The sequence below is a fragment of the Photobacterium sp. SP02 genome (assembly GCF_038519165.1).
In the GTDB taxonomy this organism is placed as follows: Bacteria; Pseudomonadota; Gammaproteobacteria; order Enterobacterales; family Vibrionaceae; genus Photobacterium; species Photobacterium halotolerans.
Genome location: NZ_JASJOJ010000006.1, coordinates 90,136 through 111,832, shown reverse-complemented (window position 1 = coordinate 111,832; position 21,697 = coordinate 90,136). Strand labels below are relative to the sequence as shown.

The following is a 21,697-nucleotide window of genomic DNA, read 5'->3' as shown; positions in this document are numbered from 1 at the left end:
TCCCTAACTGGCTGTAAGGCAGAATGCGTTATTTTTTTATTTTCAGACCGCGCAACAGTTTACAGACCTGTTATCACCCTGAAAAGGAAAATGGCATTCCCTGTGAGCCAGGCAACAATTCCTTGCCCGTTCATACGGGCAAGGAATCTCGGGTCACACCTTTTACAGCACCAGACGACGAATGTCGGACAGCATGCCGTTCAGGTAAGTAATGAAGCGTGCACCTTCAGCACCGTCGATCACACGGTGATCGTAAGACAGTGACAGCGGCAGCATCAGGCGAGGTTCGAAGTCCTTGCCGTTCCATACTGGTTTCATCTCAGACTTAGACACACCCAGGATGCCCACTTCAGGCGCATTCACGATTGGGGTGAACGCCGTACCACCCAGGCCACCCAGGCTTGAGATAGTGAAGCAGCCGCCCTGCATGTCAGCAGCAGTCAGTTTACCGGCACGGGCTTTCTTAGAGACCACCATCAGCTCTTCAGACAGCTCGTAGATGCCTTTCTTGTTCACGTCTTTGAACACAGGCACAACCAGACCGTTTGGTGTATCGACCGCGATACCGATGTTGACGTACTTCTTCAGGATCAGGCTCTCACCGTCATCAGACAGGGAAGAGTTGAACGCCGGGAAAGCTTCCAGAGACTTGGCAACCGCTTTCATGATGAACACCAGCGGGGTGATCTTCATGCCTGTGTCTTTCTTCGCTTCAATCGCATTCTGCTCTTTACGGAAAGCTTCCAGCGCTGTGATGTCTGCGTCATCCCACTGAGTAACATGCGGGATCATTACCCAGTTACGGTGCAGGTTGGCGCCAGAGATCTTCTTGATGCGAGACAGCGGCTTCACTTCAGTTTCGCCGAACTTGCTGAAGTCCACTTTCGGCCAAGGCAGCAGACCCAGAGCCGCACCGTCACCTTTACCCGATGCAGACGCAGCGGCACCCGATTCCAGGCGTTTCAGCGCGTCTTTCACATAGCTCTGAACGTCTTCTTTCAGAACGCGGTTCTTGCGGCCGGTCCCTTTGACTTTCGCCAGGTTCACGCCGAATTCACGCGCCAGACGACGCACAACCGGAGAGGCATGTGCGTATTCGTTGTTTTCAACGAAATCACCGCCCGCTGCTGGTGCTTCTGCTTTCGCAGCCGGTGCTGCGGCAGGTGCTGCTGCAGGCGCTGGTGCTGCTGCCTGAGGCGCGGCAGCCGGGGCTGCACCGGCAACTTCGAACACCATGATCAGAGAGCCGGTCGAGACTTTGTCGCCGCTCGCGATCTTGATTTCTTTCACTTTACCCGCGAATGGTGCAGGCACTTCCATTGAAGCCTTGTCGCCTTCCACTGTGATCAGCGATTGCTCTTCTTCCACCATGTCGCCAACGGCAACCATGATTTCAGTCACTTCAACTTCGTCGCCACCGATATCCGGTACGTTCACTTCTTTGTCAGCCGCCGCGGCTGGTGCTGCTGCCGGAGCAGGAGCCGCTTCAGCCGCTGGAGCCGGTGCAGCTGCACCAGAACCTGCCACTTCGAAGACCATGATCAGAGAACCGGTCGACACTTTGTCACCGGATGCGATCTTGATTTCTTTAACCGTACCGGCGAATGGCGCCGGTACTTCCATCGAAGCCTTATCGCCTTCCACCGTGATCAGAGACTGCTCTTCGTCAACGCTGTCGCCAACCGCCACCATGATTTCAGTGACTTCAACTTCGTCGCCACCGATATCCGGCACATGAACTTCTTTCAGTTCAGCGGCGGCTGGTGCTGCAGGTGCTGCGGCAGGCGCAGCTTCTGCAGCTGGAGCAGGTGCCGCTTGCGCCGCACCCTCCGCTTCGAAGATCATGATCAAAGAGCCGGTAGACACTTTGTCGCCTTCCGCTACTTTGATTTCTTTTACGATACCCGCCTGAGAAGCCGGTACTTCCATGGAAGCCTTGTCGCCTTCAACAGTGATCAGAGATTGCTCTTCTTCCACCTTGTCGCCAACGCTGACCAGGATTTCAGTAACCTCAACCTCATCAGCACCGATGTCAGGTACATTAATTTCGATTGCCATTATTTATTGCCTCTTACGCGAATAGCGGGTTGATCTTGTCGGCATCGATGTTGAATTTCTTGATTGCTTCCGCAACGGCAGATTTCTCAACATCACCACGCTTGGCCAGCTCGTTCAGAGCTGCAACAACCACGTAGCCAGCGTTCACTTCGAAGTGACGACGCAGGTTCTCACGGCTGTCAGAACGGCCAAAGCCATCAGTACCCAGCACTTTATAAGATTCAGCCGGGATGAAGGCACGCACCTGATCCGCATAGTTCTTCATGTAGTCAGTTGCTGCAATGGCAGGTTCAGTACCCATCACTTCCGCGATGTAAGTGACTTTCTGCTCAGCTTCCGGGTGCAGCATGTTGTAACGCTCTGCGTCCTGACCGTCGCGGGCCAGTTCGTTGAATGAGGTTACAGAGAATACGTCAGACGCGATGCCGTAATCGTCGCTCAGGATTTGAGCGGCTTTACGTACTTCAGTCATGATGGTGCCTGAGCTCATCAGCTGAACTTTCGCTTTATCACCCGCGTAAGTTTCCAGCTTGTAGATACCCTTACGGATACCTTCTTCAGCGCCTTCCGGCATAGCTGGCATCGCATAGTTTTCGTTCATCAGCGTCAGGTAGTAGAACACGTTTTCCTGATCGCCATACATGCGACGGATACCGTCTTGCATGATCACGGCCACTTCGTACGCGAACGTCGGATCGTAAGAGATACAGTTCGGGATGGTGTTAGCCAGAATGTGGCTGTGACCATCTTCGTGCTGCAGACCTTCACCGTTCAGGGTGGTACGACCGGCTGTCGCACCCAGCAGGAAGCCACGTGCTTGCTGGTCACCCGCCATCCACGCCATGTCGCCAACACGCTGGAAGCCGAACATAGAGTAGTAGATGTAGAAAGGAACCATTGGCAGGTCGTTGGTGCTGTACGAGGTCGCCGCAGCTACCCACGAAGACATAGCGCCCAGCTCGTTAATACCTTCCTGCAGTACCTGACCTGCGGTGTCTTCTTTGTAGTAAGACACAACGCCACGGTCTTCAGGGGTATAAGTCTGACCGCTTGGGTTGTAGATACCGATTTGACGGAACAGACCTTCCATACCGAAAGTACGCGCTTCGTCAGCAATAATAGGAACGATGTTCTTACCGATGTTCTTGTTCTTCAGCAGCACGTTCAGTGCACGCACAAAGCCCATAGTGGTTGAGATATCACGTTTCTGCTCTTCCAGCAGCGGTTTGAACTCTGCCAGCTCAGGCACAATGAACTCTTGGGTGAAGTTCGGCAGACGCTTAGGCGTGTAACCGTGCAGTGCTTTACGACGAGCGTGCAGGTATTCGTGCTCTTTCGAACCTTCTTCCAGTTTCAGGTAAGGCAGGTTCTTGACGTCATCTTCAGACACCAGATCTTGCAGACCCAGGCGATCACGCAGGTGCAGAACATGGGTCATGTCCATTTTCTTCACCTGGTGCGCAATGTTCTTACCTTCGGCCGCTTCACCCATGCCGTAACCTTTAACGGTTTTGGCCAGGATAACAGTTGGCTTGCCTTTGGTGTCTTGCGCGTTTTTGAATGCCGCGTACAGTTTTGATGACTCGTGACCGCCACGCTTGAGCGCGAAGATTTCGTCGTCAGTCATGTCAGCAACCAGGGCTGCTGTCTCTGGGTATTTACCGAAGAAGTGCTCACGCACGTAAGCGCCGTCTTTGGATTTGAACGTCTGGTAGTCACCGTCGATGGTTTCGTTCATCAGCTGCAGCAGTTTACCTGTGGTGTCTTTTGCCAGCAGAGAATCCCAGTTGTTGCCCCAGATAACTTTAACTACGTTCCAGCCTGCACCTTTGAACAGACCTTCCAGTTCCTGAATGATGCTGCCGTTACCCATGACCGGGCCGTCCAGACGCTGCAGGTTACAGTTAACCAGGAAGCACAGGTTGTCCAGTTTCTCACGGGCGGCGAAAGAAATCGCACCGCGTGATTCTGGCTCATCCATCTCGCCATCGCCCAGGAAGGCGTAGACACGCTGGGCTGAGGTATCTTTCATACCACGGCCATTCAGGTACTTCAGGAAACGCGCCTGATAGATAGAGGCGATTGGACCCAGACCCATAGACACGGTCGGGAACTGCCAGAATTCAGGCATCAGTTTAGGGTGCGGGTAAGAAGACAGACCTTTACCGTCGACTTCCTGACGGAAGTTATCCAGTTGCTCTTCAGTCAGACGACCTTCAACGAAGGCACGAGCGTAGATACCCGGAGAGATGTGGCCCTGGTAGTACACCAGGTCGCCGCCGTCTGTTTCGTTAGCTGCGCGGAAGAAGTGGTTAAAGCACACTTCGTAGAAAGCCGCAGAAGATTGGAACGAAGCCATGTGGCCACCCAGCTCCAGATCTTTCTTAGAGGCACGCAGTACGATCATTACGGCGTTCCAGCGGATAATTGCACGGATACGACGTTCCAGAGTGGTATCACCAGGATACGCAGGCTCTTGTGCTGCAGGAATGGTATTGATGTAGTTAGTGGTAATGCCCGTTGGCATGTCTACTCCACCCAGACGCGCTTTTTCCAGCACTTGCTCCAGCAGGTACTGTGCGCGCTCTACACCTTCTTCACGAACGACGGACTCCAGGGCTGCTAGCCATTCTTGAGTCTCCAGTGCGTCCACGTCATGCTTCATGACTTCAGACATGCGATCTATCCTTTCGTTGATATTCTACAAAACCAGGGTTTTATCGCCCCTAACAATGTCGCGACTGTTTGATACCGACCTCGGCTTATATGAGGGAAGTATTAATCCAGCCCGTCCTTGCGTTGTTGAATCCTGCGAAGAGAGCGTTCACGTCTGCTATCTTCAAGCGTTAAATCCAACAATGTTTCCTCGATATAAGCCAAATGTGCATGCGATGCTTCACGCGCCATTTCCGGCTGCCCGGAAACGATCGCATGCACAATATCGGCTCGGTGTTTGCTCACCTTCTCCACCACCTCAGGGCGGCGGTTCAGGAGTTCAAAGTTTTGTAATACGTTTTGTTCCAGCAAGGGGGCGAGACTGCGGATGATATGCAGCAGTACCAGATTATGAGCGGATTCGGTCACCGCAATCAGATACTGCATCACAGCGGCAGCTTCAGACTTGAGATCACCCTGTTGCTGGGCTTCCTGTATCCGGCTGTGACAGGCGCGGATACGGTCGAAATCGTCTTCATTGCCGCGAAGGGCGGCATAGTAAGCAGCCAGCCCTTCAAGGGCATGGCGGGATTCGAGTAAATCGAGCTGTGTTTCAGGATGGGCTGCCAGTAAGTCCAGCAGGGGATCAGAAAAGCTTTGCCATAACTGATCCGACACAAAGGTGCCCCCGCCCTGACGACGGGTCAGCAGATGTTTGGCTTCTAAGCGTTGAATCGCTTCGCGTACCGAAGGACGCGAAACGTCAAACTGCCGCGCTAACTCTCGTTCAGGCGGCAGTTGGTCTCCGGGGGACCATATCCCCTCCAGGATCAATCGCTCAAGTTCTTGCTCTATGACGTCTGAGAGCTTGGCTTGGCGGATACGCTTATAAGTCATTTATTAGTATCTGCTTCTTGTATTTTTTTATCTTACAATTCGACCCTACGACCGGTTAATTGGTCATACCAATTTAACTATATACAGAAATTTTACAGAAATAATTGAGGATGTCTACCGACAACTTGATTCATGTCATGGTACTTCGAGCAACAAATCCCCGCAATTCGGACCATGAAAGCCAAAAATTATCGGAACTTTAGACCATAATCCCGCATGTTGCGAACAAGATTCATACAGAAAGTTAATGGTCAGACCAATTTATTAACATTTTTATCACATATAAAAATGTCACTTTTTGTAAAATAGCTCAAATTTTTTTTAATCACTTAACCCGGTTTTATAATGCCGCCAGTCAAAGGCCAGTCCAGGGTCGGTCTTGCGGCCGGGAGCAATAAATTCATGGCCGGTGATACGGGCGCGGGACAGGTGCGGATAACGGGCTAACAAAGTGCGGGTGAGCCGGCGCAGAGCGTCATACTGCGCCGGGGTGTATGGCAGGGTATCTGTGCCTTCCAGTTCGATACCGATAGAAAAATCATTGCATTTCTCTCTGCCGGCAAACTCAGACACACCGGCATGCCAGGCTCTGGCATTGAAGGGCACAAACTGAATCACTTCGCCATCGCGGCGGATCAGGCAATGGGCCGATACCCGCAACTGATGAATTTCGCGAAAATACGGGTGCCCGTCCGGATCCAGCAGTCCGGTAAAGAGCTGCTCTATATAGGGGCCGCCAAACTGCCCCGGCGGCAGGCTGATATTGTGGATCACCAGCAATGAGATATCGGTTTCATCCTGCCGGCTGTCACTGAACGGAGAAGGCACCCGTTTTACTTTGTCCAGCCAGTGTTGGTCGTTAATTGTGAAATTCATGCCTGCTGCCTGTTTGCTTGATTCGCCTGACGCTAAGGATAAAACCTCTCGCCGCTCTCACTCAACCCGAGAATGCCTTCCCCTTGCCAGCATCTCACAGTATGATCGGCTTCATTTCGACAGCCTCAGCCAACACGGTATATAAGTTATGAGCCCTACGGAACAAAAACATGATACGCAGTCTCGCCTGGCCTACCTGCGCCAGCAGCTTCCCGAAGATATCCGCCGCAATGTGGCCGATGCGCTGCGCGAAGATTTGGGCGGCGAGATTGATGCGGCCCGCGACATTACTGCCAGCCTGATCCCGGCGGACAGCCAGGGAACGGCCACCATTATCACCCGTGAATCCGGGGTGTTCTGCGGCCAGCTCTGGGCCGACGAAGTGTTCCGTCAGTTAGGTGATCAGGTGACCATAGACTGGCAGGTCAGCGACGGCGATCCGGTTGAGCCCAATCAGGTGCTGTGCGTCTTGCGAGGCCCGTCGCGCATTCTGCTGACCGGCGAGCGCAATGCGATGAACTTCATCCAGACCTTATCCGGCTGCGCCACCAAGGTGGCCCATTACGCCGAGCTGCTGGAAGGCACATCAACCCGTCTGCTCGATACCCGCAAGACCATACCCGGCCTGCGCAACGCGCTGAAATACGCTGTGGCGTGCGGCGGCGGTTTTAACCACCGTATCGGAGTATTCGATGCCTATCTGATCAAAGAAAACCACATCATTGCCTGTGGCGGGATCAAGCAGGCCGTTGAGACGGCCAGGCAGCTCAATCCGGGCAAGCCGGTGGAAGTGGAAACCGAGAGTCTGGATGAACTGAAGCAGGCCATGGATGCCGGTGCTGATATCGTGATGCTGGACAACTTCACCACCGACATGATGCGCCAAGCGGTTGCGTTAAATCAGGGACAGGTCGCACTGGAAGTGTCTGGCAATGTCACTGATGAAACGCTGCGCGACTTTGCTGAGACCGGTGTTGATTATATCTCGGTCGGCGCACTGACCAAGCATGTGCGTGCCATGGACTTGTCGATGCGCTTTACGTAAATACCCACATGACTCAGAACAGAAAGGGAGCGCCAGAGCGCTCCCTTTTCTTATTGAGGGTGAGTCCCCGTTAGCCACGGTTCAGGAAAGATACCGCTTTGTCCGGGAAGTCAGTGAATACGCCATCCACTTTCACTTTGTTATAAAACACGTCCAGCATGTCATCAAAGTTATCCGCATAAGGGGCAATACGGCCTTCATCGGCGCGGAAGGTGTAGGGGTGAACCACCAAACCGGCAGACTTAGCTTCTTTCATCAATGGCAGGATGATCAGCTTATCTTTGGTTGACTTGTCATCCACCAGCATAGGTTTCCAGGGACCGATGCCATCGGCATACTGAGCCACTTTTGCCATGCCGTCTTTTTCAAACATCCAGTCATAGTTGTACGGCGTTGCATCTTTGCCTTGATACACCATGGTCTCGTTCCAGTCGGTGTAGGCCATCAGCTGGACCAGATTGAGATCCATCTTCATGGCCGGCATCAGTTCATCATTGATGCGTTTGAGCTCAATCGGATCAAAACACTGCACAAAAGCTTTGTCGTCTTTGCTGTCGTAGCCGTAGGCTTTCAGCACTTTCAGTAAGGCTTTGGAGATATCCTTGCCTTCGTGGCGGTGGAACCAGGGGGCCTTGATCTCAGGATAGATTCCTATGTTGTAGCCCAGCGTACGGTTCAGACCCTGGATCAGCTCAATTTCTTCCGCCAGTGTCGGCACAGTAAAGGACGACTTCCACAACGGAAAACGGTCAGGAAACCCCGCCACCTTGTTGCCGTCTTTATCTATGTTAAAGCCTTCGGTCAGGCGCAGGCCCTGGATTTCGGCCAGGGTAAAATCGATCGCATAGTAACGGCCGTCGGCACGGGCACGATCCGGATAACGCTCCGCCACGTCTGTGACACGATCAAGATAATGGTCGTGCAAAACAACCAGCTGGTCATCTTTGGTCATCACCACGTCTTGCTCGATATAGTCAGGTTTCATGGCATAGGCCATGGCTTTGGCTTCCAGCGTGTGCTCAGGCAGGTAGCCCGACGCGCCACGGTGGGCGATCACCAGCGGATCTGCCAGAGAGAAGGAAGAGTAAGTCAGTGCAGCCAGGGTTAAGCCAATAACGTTCAGTTTCATTTTATTATCCATATGTTGGTACATAGACACCCGAAAAGAGTCAGGCCGTCACAGTTATGAAACGGCCTGAATAATATAAAGATTAAAGCATGAATTTAAGCAAGTGCTTGTTCGCGTGCTTTTTGTTTATGGTGCGCGCGCTCACCGACAAAGGCATACATCAGGAAGATGATCGACGCGATACAAGAGCCCACCAGCACGATGAAACCGCCATCCCAGCCGAAGTGATCCACTGTGTAACCCAGCACCGCATTCGCCGCGACGGCGCCACCCAGGTAGCCAAACAGACCGGTCAGACCCGCCGCCGTGCCCGCCGCTTTTTTCGGCGCCAGTTCAAGCGCATACAGACCAATCAGCATCACAGGACCATAAATCAGGAAACCGATCGCAATCAGTGCCAGCATATCAACGGTTGGATTGCCTGCCGGGTTGAACCAGTAAACCAGCACGGCCAGTGTAACCAGCACCATGAACAGAATCCCTGCCGGCGCACGGCGCCCTTTGAACAGTTTGTCAGAGATCCAGCCGCACAGCAGCGTGCCCGGAATACCGGCCCACTCATACAGGAAATACGCCCAGGATGATTTATCCACAGTGAATTCCTTGGCTTCTTTCAAATACACAGGTGCCCAGTCGAGTACGCCGTAACGGATCAGGTACACAAAGGCGTTGGCAATCGCAATAGACCACAACAGCTTGTTGGAGAATACGTACTTGAAGAAAATCTCTTTGGCCGACATCTCATTTTCATGAGACTTGTCGTAATCGTCCGGGTAATCGTTTTTGTATTCTTCAATTGCCGGCAGGCCGCAAGACTGCGGCGTATCACGCACCGTCAGCCAGATGAAAACGGCAACCAGAGCGGCAAAAAAGGCAGGCACATAAAAGGCCGCGCGCCAGTCATCCTGGAACGCCCACAGACCGAGCAGAAACAGCGGGCCAATCAAGCCACCGCCCACGTTATGAGCCACATTCCAGACCGAGACAATTTCGCCCCGCTCTTTACGGGACCACCAGTGCACCATAGTCCGGCCACACGCAGGCCAGCCCATACCCTGGAACCAGCCGTTCAGGAACAGCAGGATAAACATGGCGGTAATACTGCTCGTCGCCCAGGGCATGAACCCGAAGCAGAACATCACCAGCGACGACATCAGCAGGCCGGCACTTAAGAAATAGCGCGGATCGGAGCGGTCAGACACGCTGCCCATCAGAAACTTCGACAGGCCATAGGAAATAGAGACAGCGGCCAGCGCGACACCCAGATCACCACGGCTAAAGCCCTGCTCAATCAGGTATGGCATCGCCAGACTGAAATTCTTACGTACCAGGTAATAACCTGCATACCCGAAAAAAATTCCAATAAAAAGCTGCCACCGCAGCCGTTTGTAGGTGCTGTCAACCTTGTCTGCCGGCAGCAGGGGTTGATGCGCTTTGGGGGTAAAAATTCCAAACATTCAGAGGGAACCTCGTTGTTATGATTATTGCGATGGTTTTTATGAGCGAGTGAGCGTATTCATCAAATTGATGAAAGTAAATGTTTTCGTTTATGCTCATTTGTTATCTGTGATCTGAGTATTGTCTTGATAGATACCCAACAAAAATAGTGGTTTTTAAGTAGCTTACTGCAATTGTGCGGCATTCATGCCCATCCAACACCGTGAGCACATTCGAGCAAATCAGCCCGATGAATGTCAATCCCGCCCTTACTGCCGCCGGCCCGACGCCGTTTCTTCGAGCAGCCTCCAGCCACCGACTGTAAGTCCTGGTTGTTACAGCCAGAGGGGTGAATAGCACCGAGAAACCAAAACGCATTGCTATCCATATGAATAGCATGACTTATTTTCATTCGCACAGGTTCTTCAGGTGGATAGCATAATGACCAGGCACAGTGGATTTACATTGATTGAATTGATGATAGTGGTGGCTATCATCAGCATACTGGCGGCGTTTGCCATGCCGGCTTATCAGGGATACACCCAGCGTGCCCATGCGACTGAAATGCTGCATGCTTCCTCGGCGATGAAAACCGCGGTCAGTTTGTGCCTGATGACAGGGCAAACATCAGGTACCGCTCAGCTGATCGACTGTCAAAGCGGCAGTAACGGTGTACCCGCCAAACAGCTCTTCAGCAAAAGCAATGGCGACAGTTTTGAAATTTACTCAACGGTGACGGCAAGCCTGTCTGGGACCACACCAACCATTACTGACGGCGCAGCCATAGTGGCGCATATTCCGGAAGGACAGCGCAAAGGCAGCCTGCCAGCGAATGCGCAAATCCGGCTGCAGCCTCAGAGCAACGCCCACGGCATTGTCTGGCGCACACTCTGCAGCGGTGATAACCAGTCGCAATTTTGTCCGGGGCAATAAGATGAGCAGCGCCCTGGTCAACACTTTACTGCAATCCAGCCTCATCAATCCGGCTGAAGCCGATCGGATACTGGCCGAAATGCGCCATCATCACCTGAACGATATCGCGGCCATCGTCAGCTCTGGGGTGTTCAGCGACTGGGATCTGGCCAAACAGCTGGCCCATCTTGCTGCACTGCCCATGGACGATGTCCACCATTACGATTACCAGTCGGTCTGTAAAAAGCTGAGCCTCAGACCCCTGATAGAAAGACACAGCGTGCTTCCCCTCGCACTGGACAAGGATGTGCTCACCTTAGGGATCGCCAACCCCTTTGACACCCGCAGTCAGGACGAATGCCGCTTTGCCTCCGGCTATCAGATTTCACCGGTAATTTTGCCGCTCAGGCAGCTGGAAAACGCCATCAGGCGAATTTACGGTGATCCGATCACCAGTACGCTGCACACAGCCAGCCTCAACGACAATGAGATAGCGCAGCTCTCCACCGCCCAGGTTCCGCCGAGCGAACAAGCAGCCGACAACGACGACGCCCCGGTCAGCCGATATCTCAACCATCTGCTGCTGGATGCGGTACGGCGGCAGGCCTCTGATATTCACATCGAGCCGTTAGAGAAACAGTGCCGGATCCGGTTTCGCTGCGATGGCCTGCTCCTGATTCATGCCACTCCCCCTTCGGATTTGGCTGCCCGGCTGGCCGCCAGGCTCAAAATACTGGCCAGACTCAACATTGCAGAACGCCGCCTGCCGCAGGATGGCCGCTTCAGGCTGCCGCTCAACCAAGATCTGACCGTAGATATGCGGGTCTCGACGCTGCCTGCGCAGTGGGGAGAAAAAGTCGTCTTGCGCTTACTTGACAGCAACCATATTCCGCTGGCGCTGCACAGGCTGGGGTATACCGACGGCCAGCGTAATGTCTTTGAGCAGGCACTGACTAAGCCGCAGGGCCTGATCCTGGTGACCGGCCCGACCGGCAGCGGAAAAACACTGTCGCTGTATGCCGCCCTGAGCTTACTGAACCAAGAACACCGCAACATTTGTACCGCGGAAGATCCGGTTGAGATTCAATTACCCGGCATTAACCAGCTTCACATTCACCCCGCCATCGGGCTGGATTTTGCCACAGCACTGCGCACTTTTCTGCGCCAGGATCCCGATGTGATCATGATAGGTGAGATCCGGGATCAGGAAACTGCAACCATGGCGGTACGTGCCGCGCAGACCGGCCATCTGGTTCTGTCCACCCTGCACACCAACTCCGCGGCCGATACCCTGAACCGATTACAACATCTGGGGATCGCGCCTTATGAGCTCAGCGCCTCCCTCAGTCTGATCATCGCCCAGCGGCTGGTGCGCTGCCTGTGCCCGCACTGCAAACAAAAGAGTGACTTAGCGGCCAGTCAGCGCCAAAAACTGGCCATAGATGCCTCAACGCCTGTGTTCGCCGCCAATCCTCAGGGGTGTGAACACTGTAATCAGGGTTACCTGGGCAGAACCGGGATTTTTGAACTGGTCTCCTGCACAGCCAGTCAGACAAACCCGTTAAGCGAAACCGCGCTCTGTGATTTTATGACTGAGCGGGCTGAAGGCTTGTCTCTGGAACAAGCCGGGATCCGCTTGCTCTGCCAGGGGATCACCAGCCTGAGCGAGCTGCAGCGGGTGCTGGCCTGTGACAGTCTGCAGCCGGATGCCGGGAGTGCCTGATGGTGCCGGCTGAACGATTAGGCTACTTTCGGTGGCGAGGACGCCACAACAATGGCCGCAGCGCCAGCGGCGTGCGTGTCGCTTTCCAGCCCGGCGAGATCGAGGACTCCCTTCGCATTCAATCGATTACACCTCAGTCTATCCGCCGCATCAGACCCGGCTGGCTAACCTATCGCCGTCATCGTTTCCGCCAGCAGGATCTGACCAACATGTTCCGGCAGCTGGCCAGCTTACTGAGTGCTTCTCTGCCGCTGAGCGCAGCACTGGCCATTCTGACCAAAGAGCAGAGCCGGATGGAAGCTGCCGCCATACTGAACCGTATTCAGCAGCAGGTCACATCCGGCACTCCGCTCTCTGAAGCCGTTGCCCGCCACATGCCCTGTTGCGACGCCATAGTCACCAGCCTGCTCAAAGCCGGTGAGTTCGCCGGGCAACTGCCGCAAATTCTCGAACAGATTGCCTCGTACCGCGAACAGTATCATCAGCTGCAGCGTACCCTGTTCCATACCCTGCTCTACCCTGCTGCGGTTTGTGTGGTGGCCATGGCGGTGACTGCCCTGATGCTGGTGTGGATCATTCCGCAATTTGCCGGATTGTTTGCCACCATGGGCCACCAGCTCCCCTGGCTGACCCAGACTGTGCTGACGCTGTCGGACTGCGCCGGCCGCTATGGCCTGCCGCTCATAGCCTGTGTGGCCCTGATGACCGGGCTCTGCCGCTGGCAGTATCGTCGCAGCCTGCACTGGCAATACCGTTTTCACCGCGCGGCGCTGCTGTTGCCGCTCGCAGGCACCTGTTTGCAACTGGCAGCGCAAGCGCGCTTCACCCGCACACTGGGCACCACTTTTCAGGCCGGCGTCCCTTTGCTGGACGGGCTGAATCTTGCCGCGAGTACCTGCGGCAACAAAGTGCTGGAACACACCTACCGTCAGGCTGCCCGGCTGGTCGCCGGCGGGCACCCGCTCCACTCTGCGATCCGGCAAGGGATGGGCACACAGCGCACCCTCATTCCGGAGCGCCTGATACAGCTCATCATGGTCGGTGAAGAAACCGGGAAAATTGACGCCCTGCTGTTCGAGCTGGCGGCTTATTATGACAACGCACTGTCACAGCAACTGAAAACGCTGACAACCCTGCTCGAGCCTGTGCTGATACTTGTCATAGGGATCATTATCGGCACCTTGCTGCTGGCCATGTACTTGCCCGTGTTTGATCTGATGAAAGCCGTTGGCTGAGTTATTTGCCTGCGGCTCGCTACTGACGGCAAAATCAGGCTAAAATAACGGTTCTTCGGATATCTTGATGGAAAATGAGTAATCTCATGGCGTTACTGACCTACTATCCCTGGCTTTACCCTCTGGCAGCCGCTATTTTCGGCCTGATTGCCGGCAGCTTTCTGAATGTGGTCATCCTGCGCCTGCCTGTCATGATGGAAAGACAGTGGCGCGCAGATTGCGCCGAGTGTTTTTCGGAACATGCAGAAATTGGCCCTCAGCCCGTTTTTAATCTCAGTGTACCGGCTTCCAGCTGTCCGCACTGCCAGCATAAGATCCGCGCCTGGGAAAACATTCCTGTTGTTAGCTGGGTCTTGCTCCGTGGCCGGTGCAGCCACTGCAAAACAAAAATCAGTGCCCGGTATCCGGCCATCGAGCTTCTGACGGCACTCACGGCGCTGGCCGCCGCACTGGTGTTGCCATTCTCGGCCTGGAGCCTGGCAGTGATTGGCGCCGGTTGTGCCCTGATAGCTCTGACTTTCATTGATATCGATAAAATGCTGCTGCCGGATCAGCTCACTCTGCCCCTGATGTGGGCAGGCTTGCTGCTGGCCCTGCTGGATGTCAGCCCGGTCAGTCTGGAATCTGCCGTGATTGGAGCCATGGTCGGTTACCTGTCGCTCTGGAGCCTGTACTGGATATTCAAGCTGCTCACCGGCAAGGAAGGCATGGGTTACGGCGATTTCAAACTCCTGGCCGCACTGGGAGCCTGGGCCGGATGGCAGTTGCTGCCTTTTATTGTCCTGCTCTCTTCCTTGCTCGGCGCTATCTGTGGCATCATTTTACTGCGTATGCAACACAGTGACAGTCAAGCGGGTATGCAGACACCGTTTTCATTCGGTCCTTATCTTGCTCTGGCCGGGTGGATCGCCCTGCTTTGGGGAGCCCCCGTTCTTAGCTGGTATGTAGGAACATATTTAGGATATCCATTATGACTTTGGTAGTCGGCCTGACGGGCGGCATTGGCAGCGGTAAAACCACAGTGGCTAACCTGTTTGCCAACTATGGCATTGATATTATTGATGCCGATCTGATTGCAAGAGACGTCGTGGCACCAGGCTCAGCAGGCCTGAAAGCCATTGCTGAACGCCTCGGGAATGACATCCTGCTGACAGATGGCCAGCTCAATCGCAGTAAACTCAGAGAGGCTATCTTTAATGAGCCAGCGTTAAAAGCCTGGCTGGATAGCCTGCTGCATCCCATGATTCGCCAGCAAATGAAACAGGATATCAATAAAGCCACCTCGCCTTATTGCCTGTTAGTTGTACCCTTAATGGTGGAGAATCAGCTGCAAGCCATGACCGACAGAGTGCTGGTGATTGATGTTCGGGAAGACATACAGATAGCCCGTACCACGGTTCGAGATAAGGTCAACGACGATCAGGTCCGTAAAATTCTGGCGGCCCAGGCCACCCGGGAGCAACGGCTTGCGGCGGCTGACGATGTGATTGATAACAATGGTGACAGCCACCAGTTACGCGGTGAAGTTGCCCGGCTGCATCAGCAATATCTGCTCCTGAGTGAGCAGGCTGATCGCAATTGATACAGCGCTGATCAAGAGATGAATAACAGGCCCGCACTATGCAGACTAACCGGCAGACAACCCGTTTTGAACACCCGTTAAACGAAAAAGTCCGTATTTACCTGCGACTGGAGTATTTATTGCTCCAAATGAATCACACCAGTGAATCGGAAGATCCCTGGCACTATCAGCTCTTTTTCCGTGCTTTGTTTGATGTGCTGGATATTCTTGATCAGATCCAGGTGAAAAGTGAGCTGGCCAAAGATCTGGACAAGCAGCAATCCCAGCTCAAGCTCTGGCTGGATGTCGACGGTGTGGATCAAAGCGCCGTGCTGTCGCTGTTGGATCAAATGGCGTCCATCCACCACAACCTGATCACAGCGCCGCGTCTGGGCCAGATCTTACGTGAAGATCGCTTCCTGGCCGGGATCAAACAGCGCTTCTCGCTGCCCGGCGGCAGCTGCTGTTTCGATTTGCCCAGCCTGCATCACTGGTTACACCTGTCGCAGGACGGCAAACAGGCCGATATGGCGTACTGGTTAGATCAACTCAAGCCAATGGCGCAGGCGATTCAGCTATGGCTGAGAGTCACCAGGGAATCCGGCCACTTTAAACCCCAGATAGCCCGCAACGGTTTTTTCCAGCATGATGCGGAAAATGCCAGCCTGTTACGATTGCAAATTTGCCCCAGCTATGGGGTTTACCCTATGATATCCGGTCACCGTAGCCGGTTTGCCATCCGATTCATGCCCTTTGATGAGGGGCAGAGCACGACGAATAATCCGGTTAGCGAAAGAATTGAATTCACACTAGCGATTTGCTGAGGTTCCCGTGTCGCAACAAAGAACACCCACGATAGTCCAATGCCCTACCTGCCAGGCCGACGTTGTATGGGGAGAAGTCAGTCCGTACCGGCCTTTTTGCTCCAAACGTTGCCAGCTCATCGATTTAGGGGAATGGGCAGCAGAAGAAAAAGCCATACCCGGTGCCCCTGACATGTCAGACTCAGACGGCTGGTCAGAAGATAACGCGTAACATAGCGGGTCAACAACCCGCTATCAAGCCTGCTGGTTTATCGGGCCAGCAGCTTATCAATGACCGGATAGTTGGCCTCGGGGAAAGTGAATTCCCGCAGCGCATCCAGTGTCACCCATTGGCCGGGTTGCCCCTCACGGCCGTACGCTTCGCCATCGAAGGCTTTGATCAGGAAAAAATCGAACTTTAAGGCTTTTTCCGGATAGTCATGTTCTAACTCAATAAAGTGCTCCAGCTCGGTGGCTGTGATCCCCACTTCTTCGTTCAGCTCACGAATAACCGCTTGCTCTGCCGTTTCTCCCAGCTCTACCTTACCGCCGGCAAATTCCCAGAAGCCGCCTTTATGGACCGTTTCGGCACGACGGGTAATGAATACTTTATCCTGCTGGCGGTTCAGGATAATGCCCGCCGATATCCAGACTCGTTTTTTATTCACGCTGCTTACCTGTTCAAATACTATTTCGCTCTGTCAGCAGAGCACCTGACTGATTTTAACCTTTGACAGAAAAAAACAAAGGCCGCATTCGCGGCCTTTGAAAAATTACCATGCCAAATCAGCTAATTCGGCCATGGCATTGTTTGTATTTCTTACCGGAACCGCAAGGGCACGGCTCGTTGCGGCCAACCTTACGCTCACCGGTCGAGAAATCTTCTCCGCCCTGACTGGTTTCGGCCACAGCACTGGCTGCTTCCTGATGGTTGAATTGCTGGCGACGGGCCATTTCTTCGGCCATGCGCTGGCGTTCAGCTTCAACACGTTCCACCTCATCCTGCTGCTGCACCCGTACCTTGCTCAGGATAGCCACGACGTCGGTTTTAAGGTTTTCAAGCATGCCCTGGAACAGTTCAAACGACTCGCGCTTATATTCCTGTTTCGGATTCTTCTGAGCGTAACCGCGCAGGTGAATCCCCTGACGCAGATGATCCATCGCCGCCAGATGCTCTTTCCAGAGTGTATCCAGGTTCTGCAGCATCACGGTTTTCTCAAAGTTGCGCAGTACTGGGGCGCCAACAGCTTCTTCTTTGCTGTTGTACACGCTGACCGCTTCGGCAACAATGCGCTCGCGCAAAGCTTCCTCATACAACTTATCATCACTGTCCAGCCACTGCTGAACCGGCAAATCCAAATCAAAATCTGCTTTCAGGCGCTCTTGCAGACCAGGGATATCCCACATTTCATCCAGTGACTGCGGCGGAATATAGGTATCTATCACGCTGTTCAGCACATCTTCGCGATTATGCGAAATCATTTCGCTGATATCATCGGCGTGCATCAGTTCATCACGCAGCTCATAGACCACCTTACGCTGGTCGTTCGCCACATCATCAAATTCCAGCAACTGCTTACGGATATCGAAGTTACGGCCCTCAACCTTGCGCTGCGCATTTTCGATGGCTTTGGTCACCCAAGGGTGTTCGATCGCTTCACCTTCTTCCATGCCCAGCTTTTTCATCATCGCGGACACCCGGTCTGAGGCGAAAATACGCATCAGACCATCTTCCATCGACAGGTAGAAACGTGAAGAACCGGCATCCCCCTGACGACCGGCACGGCCACGCAACTGGTTGTCGATCCGGCGCGATTCATGGCGTTCTGTGCCTATGATATGCAGACCACCCGAGTTCAGCACCGCGGCATGACGCTCTTTCCAGGCCGTCTTAACAGCAGCAATTTGCTCCTCAGTCGGCTCTTTCAGGGCTTCGACTTCGCTCTGCCAGCTGCCACCCAATACGATATCTGTACCACGACCAGCCATATTGGTCGCGATAGTCACCGAGCCAGGTTTACCTGCCTGAGCCACGATATCCGCTTCTTTTTCGTGGAATTTGGCATTCAGCACCTGATGCGCAATACCGGCTTTTTTCAGCTGGCTGGAAAGCAGCTCAGACTTTTCAATCGAGACCGTACCCACCAGCACTGGCTGGCCATTGGCCACACGGGCATGAATATCTTCGGTGATGGCGGCAAATTTTTCTCTTTCGGTCATGTAAACCAAATCACCCATATCATCACGGATCATAGGTTTGTTGGTTGGCACTACCACGGTTTCCAGGCCATAAATGCTCTGGAATTCAAAAGCTTCGGTATCCGCCGTTCCCGTCATACCAGACAGTTTTTCATACAGGCGGAAATAATTCTGGAAGGTGATAGAGGCCAGCGTCTGGTTTTCATTCTGGATCTTCACGCCTTCTTTGGCTTCCACCGCCTGATGCAAACCTTCAGACCAGCGACGGCCCGGCATGGTACGGCCCGTGTGTTCGTCAACAATGATGACTTCGTTATCTTTGACGATATAGTCAACATCACGCTCAAACAGCACGTGCGCACGCAGTGCGGCATTCACATGGTGCAGCAGAGAAATATTGGCGGGTGAGTACAAGGTGTCATCTTCTTGCATCAACTCGCGTTGCTTGAGCAATTCTTCGACAAACTCCTGACCATTTTCCGTCAGGTGAACCTGCTTTGATTTCTCATCAACCGTGTAGTGGCCTTCACCGCGGTATTCTTCGCTGTCTTCCTTGTCCTCTTTGACAAGCTCAGGGATCAGTGTGTTGATCTGGGTGTAGAGCTCAGAGCTGTCCTCAGCAGGACCGGAAATAATCAGAGGGGTACGGGCTTCATCGATGAGGATGGAGTCCACTTCATCCACAACCGCAAAAAAGCGTTCACGCTGCACTCGGTCTTCCGGTCGGAAAGCCATGTTGTCACGCAAGTAATCGAAGCCGAACTCGTTGTTGGTGCCGTACAGGATATCGCACGCATAGGCTTCTTTTTTCATCGGTGGCGGCATCTGAGACAGGTTCACACCTACTGTCATCCCCAGGAATTCAAACAGTGCCCGGTTGGTTTCTGCGTCACGGCTGGCCAGGTAATCATTCACTGTCACTATGTGGACGCCTTTGCCCGTCAGTGCGTTAAGATAAGCCGGCAGGGTGGCTGTCAGTGTTTTACCTTCACCGGTGCGCATTTCTGCAATTTGGCAGTCATTGAGCACCATGCCGCCGATAAGCTGCACGTCAAAATGACGCATGCCAAACACACGCTTAGAAGCTTCGCGTACGGTTGCGAACGCTTCAGGCAGCAGCTGGTCCAGCGATTCTCCCTGCTCCAGACGCTGACGGAACTCTGCCGTCTTGGCCTTCAGTTCTTCATCCTGCAGGCTTTCAAATTGTGGTTCTAGCTTGTTGATCTCATCAACAATTTTACGCAAACGTCGAATGGTACGGTCGTTGCGGCTGCCGATAACTTTAGTCAGTAGTTTTGATAACATGGCTATGCCGTTTTACTCTTGGTGATGTCAGATCCCAGCACAAGCGCAGGCTGAGTACTCAATAAATTGCAATCAAAACGAAGCCCTTCCATGCTCCGTCCTTCCCAATACTATTCGCTAACTTCAAGCTGGGTTGAAAACAAATGTCTGTGATGGAGATATTGTGTTTCCCTTGCTAAATTTCAAGGGCAATCAAAGCACAATATCACGCTTTACGAATTGGAACCATGCAGCTCAACGCCAGAAAAAGCGCAGGCCGCTTGCTTAATTTGTTATGATAAAAAATATTCTCTGGTCCGCCTATCATTTAGGCGATAACTTAGTGACCAGATAGCAAAACTTAGATCTCACTCCGTTCGGTGCGTTCTTTACATTCATTAAATTCATTTTTACGGCGTCAAAATGAGAGATCACCGCCCACAAACAACGGCCAGCCTGCTGGATGATGAAACGGCATTGGGCAATATCCAGCAAAGAGCCATGGCATTGCATAAGCTCAATGTGCAGGTACAGCAGCATCTCAATTGTGCGCAACTCTGCCGTGTCAGCAACTACCGGCAAGGAATCTTAGTGATTGAAGTCGCATCGGCGGCCTGGTCAATGCGGCTGAATTATGAACGGAACCAGCTGATGCAAAGGCTCCGTGAACATATGCTGCCTCAGCTTCAGGATATCAGGGTCAGTGTCAATCCGGCTCTGGCGGCAACGACAGTGAAAACCAACAGCACCTCTGTGCTGAAACGTAAGCCTATCTCACAAAAAGCCGCACAGTCTCTGCTGGAAACCGCTCAGGATGCGCCAGCTAAAATCAAAGCCCGTCTGGAGCGACTGGCCGCGCTCGCCAAACAAAACAACCAGTAACCGGTACAACAGGTGAAAAAAAAAACGCCAGACAAGGTCTGGCGTTTTTTCTTTAACTGCTTAGCTTCACGCCAGTACCATGCCTGGCTGGGCAAAGGTTACCGGTACTTCAGCTTCGTCCTGGAATGTCGACCATTCAAAGGCTTCCTGATCCGCCAGCACTGCGCGCAGCAGCTTGTTGTTCAGGGCATGACCGGATTTATAAGCCACCATTTCACCAATAATGTTGTGGCCACACATATACAGGTCGCCGATAGCGTCGAGTACTTTGTGCGTCACCAACTCATTGTCGAAACGCAGACCTTCATCGTTCAGAATGCGATAATCATCAAGCACAATCGCATTATCGAAGCTGCCACCCAGACACAGGTTCTGGGATTGCAGATATTCAATATCACGCATAAAGCCGAAAGTACGGGCACGGCTGATATCTTTCACAAACGACTGGCTGGAGAAATCCAGTACCAGACGCTGCTGCTCGGAATCAATCGCCGGATGATTAAATTCAATCGCGAAATCCAGACGGAAACCGTTATACGGTCGCAGCTCCGCCCACTTGTCGCCATCTTCAACGCGAACAGTTTTTTTCAAACGCAGAAAACGCTTAGGCGCATTCAGCGTTTCAATGCCGGCAGATTGCAACAGATAAATAAAGGGGCTGGCGCTACCGTCCATAATAGGAATTTCCGGTGCGTCCACTTCCACAATAACGTTATCAATACCCATACCAGCAAGGGCAGCATTCAGGTGCTCAACAGTTGAGATGCGTACGCCCTGATCATTCACCAGCGCGGTGCACAACATAGTATCTCGCACAGAATCTGCATTAGCCGGGAAATCCACCGGCGGATTTAGATCCGTACGACGATAGATTACACCAGTATTTGCGGCAGCAGGCCGCAGAATAAGCGTCACTTTACGTCCGGAATGCAAACCCACTCCAATCGTTTTAACGATGCTTTTTAGTGTACGTTGTCTGATCATCTGCTTACTCGTCTCAA

At 53.2% G+C, this 21,697-nt stretch carries 18 protein-coding genes; 9 read left to right on the top strand and 9 right to left on the bottom strand.

The window, feature by feature from the left end:
- Window positions 1-162 precede the first annotated feature (162 nt).
- The 4 genes from aceF to ampD form a co-directional block, all read right to left on the bottom strand.
- Window positions 163-2,058 (bottom strand): pyruvate dehydrogenase complex dihydrolipoyllysine-residue acetyltransferase, encoded by a 1,896-nt coding sequence (aceF, locus tag P0Y67_RS04630; protein ID WP_027253655.1) that lies wholly within the window; start codon window positions 2,056-2,058, stop codon window positions 163-165.
- A 13-nt stretch (window positions 2,059-2,071) separates the two neighbouring features.
- Window positions 2,072-4,735: a pyruvate dehydrogenase (acetyl-transferring), homodimeric type gene (gene aceE / locus P0Y67_RS04625; protein WP_342390923.1), complete on the bottom strand. Its 2,664-nt coding sequence runs from the start codon at window positions 4,733-4,735 to the stop codon at window positions 2,072-2,074.
- A gap of 101 nt (window positions 4,736-4,836) precedes the next feature.
- Window positions 4,837-5,610 (bottom strand): pyruvate dehydrogenase complex transcriptional repressor PdhR, encoded by a 774-nt coding sequence (gene pdhR, locus P0Y67_RS04620; RefSeq protein ID WP_027253657.1) that lies wholly within the window; start codon window positions 5,608-5,610, stop codon window positions 4,837-4,839.
- Between the two features lie 321 nt (window positions 5,611-5,931).
- On the bottom strand, window positions 5,932-6,486 hold the full coding sequence (gene ampD / locus P0Y67_RS04615; RefSeq protein ID WP_342390922.1) for a 1,6-anhydro-N-acetylmuramyl-L-alanine amidase AmpD: 555 nt from the start codon (window positions 6,484-6,486) through the stop codon (window positions 5,932-5,934).
- Between the two features lie 148 nt (window positions 6,487-6,634).
- Between ampD and nadC the strand changes: the two genes are divergently transcribed.
- Complete coding sequence (gene nadC / locus P0Y67_RS04610) at window positions 6,635-7,531, top strand: carboxylating nicotinate-nucleotide diphosphorylase (RefSeq protein WP_342390921.1); 897 nt, start codon at window positions 6,635-6,637, stop codon at window positions 7,529-7,531.
- 70 nt (window positions 7,532-7,601) lie between these two features.
- Here nadC and glpQ read toward each other — a convergent pair whose 3' ends face one another.
- Window positions 7,602-8,660, bottom strand: a complete 1,059-nt coding sequence (gene glpQ, locus P0Y67_RS04605) for a glycerophosphodiester phosphodiesterase (RefSeq protein WP_342390920.1) — start codon at window positions 8,658-8,660, stop codon at window positions 7,602-7,604.
- A gap of 95 nt (window positions 8,661-8,755) precedes the next feature.
- A complete protein-coding gene (glpT, locus tag P0Y67_RS04600; protein WP_120513363.1) occupies window positions 8,756-10,117 on the bottom strand; it encodes a glycerol-3-phosphate transporter in 1,362 nt (453 codons plus the stop codon).
- A gap of 421 nt (window positions 10,118-10,538) precedes the next feature.
- On the opposite strand from glpT, the gene P0Y67_RS04595 reads away from it, so the two are divergent.
- The 7 genes from P0Y67_RS04595 to yacG all read left to right on the top strand — a co-directional run bounded on the left by P0Y67_RS04595 (window position 10,539) and on the right by yacG (window position 16,563).
- Window positions 10,539-11,030, top strand: a complete 492-nt coding sequence (locus P0Y67_RS04595; protein ID WP_342390919.1) for a pilin — start codon at window positions 10,539-10,541, stop codon at window positions 11,028-11,030.
- Window position 11,031: 1 nt separating this feature from the next.
- Window positions 11,032-12,732, top strand: coding sequence for a GspE/PulE family protein (locus tag P0Y67_RS04590; RefSeq protein ID WP_342390918.1), 1,701 nt, complete (start codon window positions 11,032-11,034; stop codon window positions 12,730-12,732).
- Complete coding sequence (locus P0Y67_RS04585) at window positions 12,732-13,967, top strand: type II secretion system F family protein (protein ID WP_342390917.1); 1,236 nt, start codon at window positions 12,732-12,734, stop codon at window positions 13,965-13,967. The genes P0Y67_RS04590 and P0Y67_RS04585 overlap by 1 nt, the downstream gene beginning before the upstream one ends.
- 86 nt (window positions 13,968-14,053) lie before the next feature.
- A complete protein-coding gene (locus tag P0Y67_RS04580; RefSeq protein ID WP_342390916.1) occupies window positions 14,054-14,941 on the top strand; it encodes a prepilin peptidase in 888 nt (295 codons plus the stop codon).
- Window positions 14,938-15,549, top strand: a complete 612-nt coding sequence (gene coaE, locus P0Y67_RS04575; protein WP_342390915.1) for a dephospho-CoA kinase — start codon at window positions 14,938-14,940, stop codon at window positions 15,547-15,549. The genes P0Y67_RS04580 and coaE overlap by 4 nt, the downstream gene beginning before the upstream one ends.
- Window positions 15,550-15,587: 38 nt before the next feature.
- Window positions 15,588-16,352, top strand: coding sequence for a cell division protein ZapD (gene zapD, locus P0Y67_RS04570; RefSeq protein ID WP_342390914.1), 765 nt, complete (start codon window positions 15,588-15,590; stop codon window positions 16,350-16,352).
- A 7-nt stretch (window positions 16,353-16,359) separates the two neighbouring features.
- Window positions 16,360-16,563, top strand: coding sequence for a DNA gyrase inhibitor YacG (gene yacG / locus P0Y67_RS04565; protein ID WP_192015812.1), 204 nt, complete (start codon window positions 16,360-16,362; stop codon window positions 16,561-16,563).
- A gap of 37 nt (window positions 16,564-16,600) precedes the next feature.
- Here the strand turns inward: yacG and mutT are convergent, their stop codons facing one another.
- Together mutT and secA are read right to left on the bottom strand one after the other, a co-directional pair.
- Entirely contained in the window at window positions 16,601-16,999 is a 399-nt protein-coding gene (gene mutT, locus P0Y67_RS04560; RefSeq protein WP_342390913.1) for an 8-oxo-dGTP diphosphatase MutT, read from the bottom strand.
- A 118-nt stretch (window positions 17,000-17,117) separates the two neighbouring features.
- Complete coding sequence (gene secA, locus P0Y67_RS04555; RefSeq protein ID WP_342390912.1) at window positions 17,118-19,835, bottom strand: preprotein translocase subunit SecA; 2,718 nt, start codon at window positions 19,833-19,835, stop codon at window positions 17,118-17,120.
- Between the two features lie 402 nt (window positions 19,836-20,237).
- Between secA and P0Y67_RS04550 the strand changes: the two genes are divergently transcribed.
- Window positions 20,238-20,696: a DUF721 domain-containing protein gene (locus P0Y67_RS04550; RefSeq protein ID WP_342390911.1), complete on the top strand. Its 459-nt coding sequence runs from the start codon at window positions 20,238-20,240 to the stop codon at window positions 20,694-20,696.
- 66 nt (window positions 20,697-20,762) lie between these two features.
- Here P0Y67_RS04550 and lpxC read toward each other — a convergent pair whose 3' ends face one another.
- A complete protein-coding gene (gene lpxC, locus P0Y67_RS04545; protein WP_046220559.1) occupies window positions 20,763-21,680 on the bottom strand; it encodes a UDP-3-O-acyl-N-acetylglucosamine deacetylase in 918 nt (305 codons plus the stop codon).
- Window positions 21,681-21,697: the final 17 nt, after the last annotated feature.

Bases quoted from the DNA above. Each gene is read 5' to 3' on its own strand.
- pdhR (WP_027253657.1), bottom strand. From the start codon at position 5,610: ATGACTTATAAGCGTATCCGCCAAGCCAAGCTCTCAGACGTCATAGAG.
- glpQ (WP_342390920.1), bottom strand. From the start codon at position 8,660: ATGAAACTGAACGTTATTGGCTTAACCCTGGCTGCACTGACTTACTCT.
- secA (WP_342390912.1), bottom strand. From the start codon at position 19,835: ATGTTATCAAAACTACTGACTAAAGTTATCGGCAGCCGCAACGACCGT.
- P0Y67_RS04595 (WP_342390919.1), top strand. From the start codon at position 10,539: ATGACCAGGCACAGTGGATTTACATTGATTGAATTGATGATAGTGGTG.
- ampD (WP_342390922.1), bottom strand. From the start codon at position 6,486: ATGAATTTCACAATTAACGACCAACACTGGCTGGACAAAGTAAAACGG.
- coaE (WP_342390915.1), top strand. From the start codon at position 14,938: ATGACTTTGGTAGTCGGCCTGACGGGCGGCATTGGCAGCGGTAAAACC.
- aceF (WP_027253655.1), bottom strand. From the start codon at position 2,058: ATGGCAATCGAAATTAATGTACCTGACATCGGTGCTGATGAGGTTGAG.
- P0Y67_RS04580 (WP_342390916.1), top strand. From the start codon at position 14,054: ATGGCGTTACTGACCTACTATCCCTGGCTTTACCCTCTGGCAGCCGCT.
- glpT (WP_120513363.1), bottom strand. From the start codon at position 10,117: ATGTTTGGAATTTTTACCCCCAAAGCGCATCAACCCCTGCTGCCGGCA.
- nadC (WP_342390921.1), top strand. From the start codon at position 6,635: ATGAGCCCTACGGAACAAAAACATGATACGCAGTCTCGCCTGGCCTAC.
- lpxC (WP_046220559.1), bottom strand. From the start codon at position 21,680: ATGATCAGACAACGTACACTAAAAAGCATCGTTAAAACGATTGGAGTG.
- P0Y67_RS04590 (WP_342390918.1), top strand. From the start codon at position 11,032: ATGAGCAGCGCCCTGGTCAACACTTTACTGCAATCCAGCCTCATCAAT.
- aceE (WP_342390923.1), bottom strand. From the start codon at position 4,735: ATGTCTGAAGTCATGAAGCATGACGTGGACGCACTGGAGACTCAAGAA.
- zapD (WP_342390914.1), top strand. From the start codon at position 15,588: ATGCAGACTAACCGGCAGACAACCCGTTTTGAACACCCGTTAAACGAA.
- P0Y67_RS04585 (WP_342390917.1), top strand. From the start codon at position 12,732: ATGGTGCCGGCTGAACGATTAGGCTACTTTCGGTGGCGAGGACGCCAC.
- P0Y67_RS04550 (WP_342390911.1), top strand. From the start codon at position 20,238: ATGAGAGATCACCGCCCACAAACAACGGCCAGCCTGCTGGATGATGAA.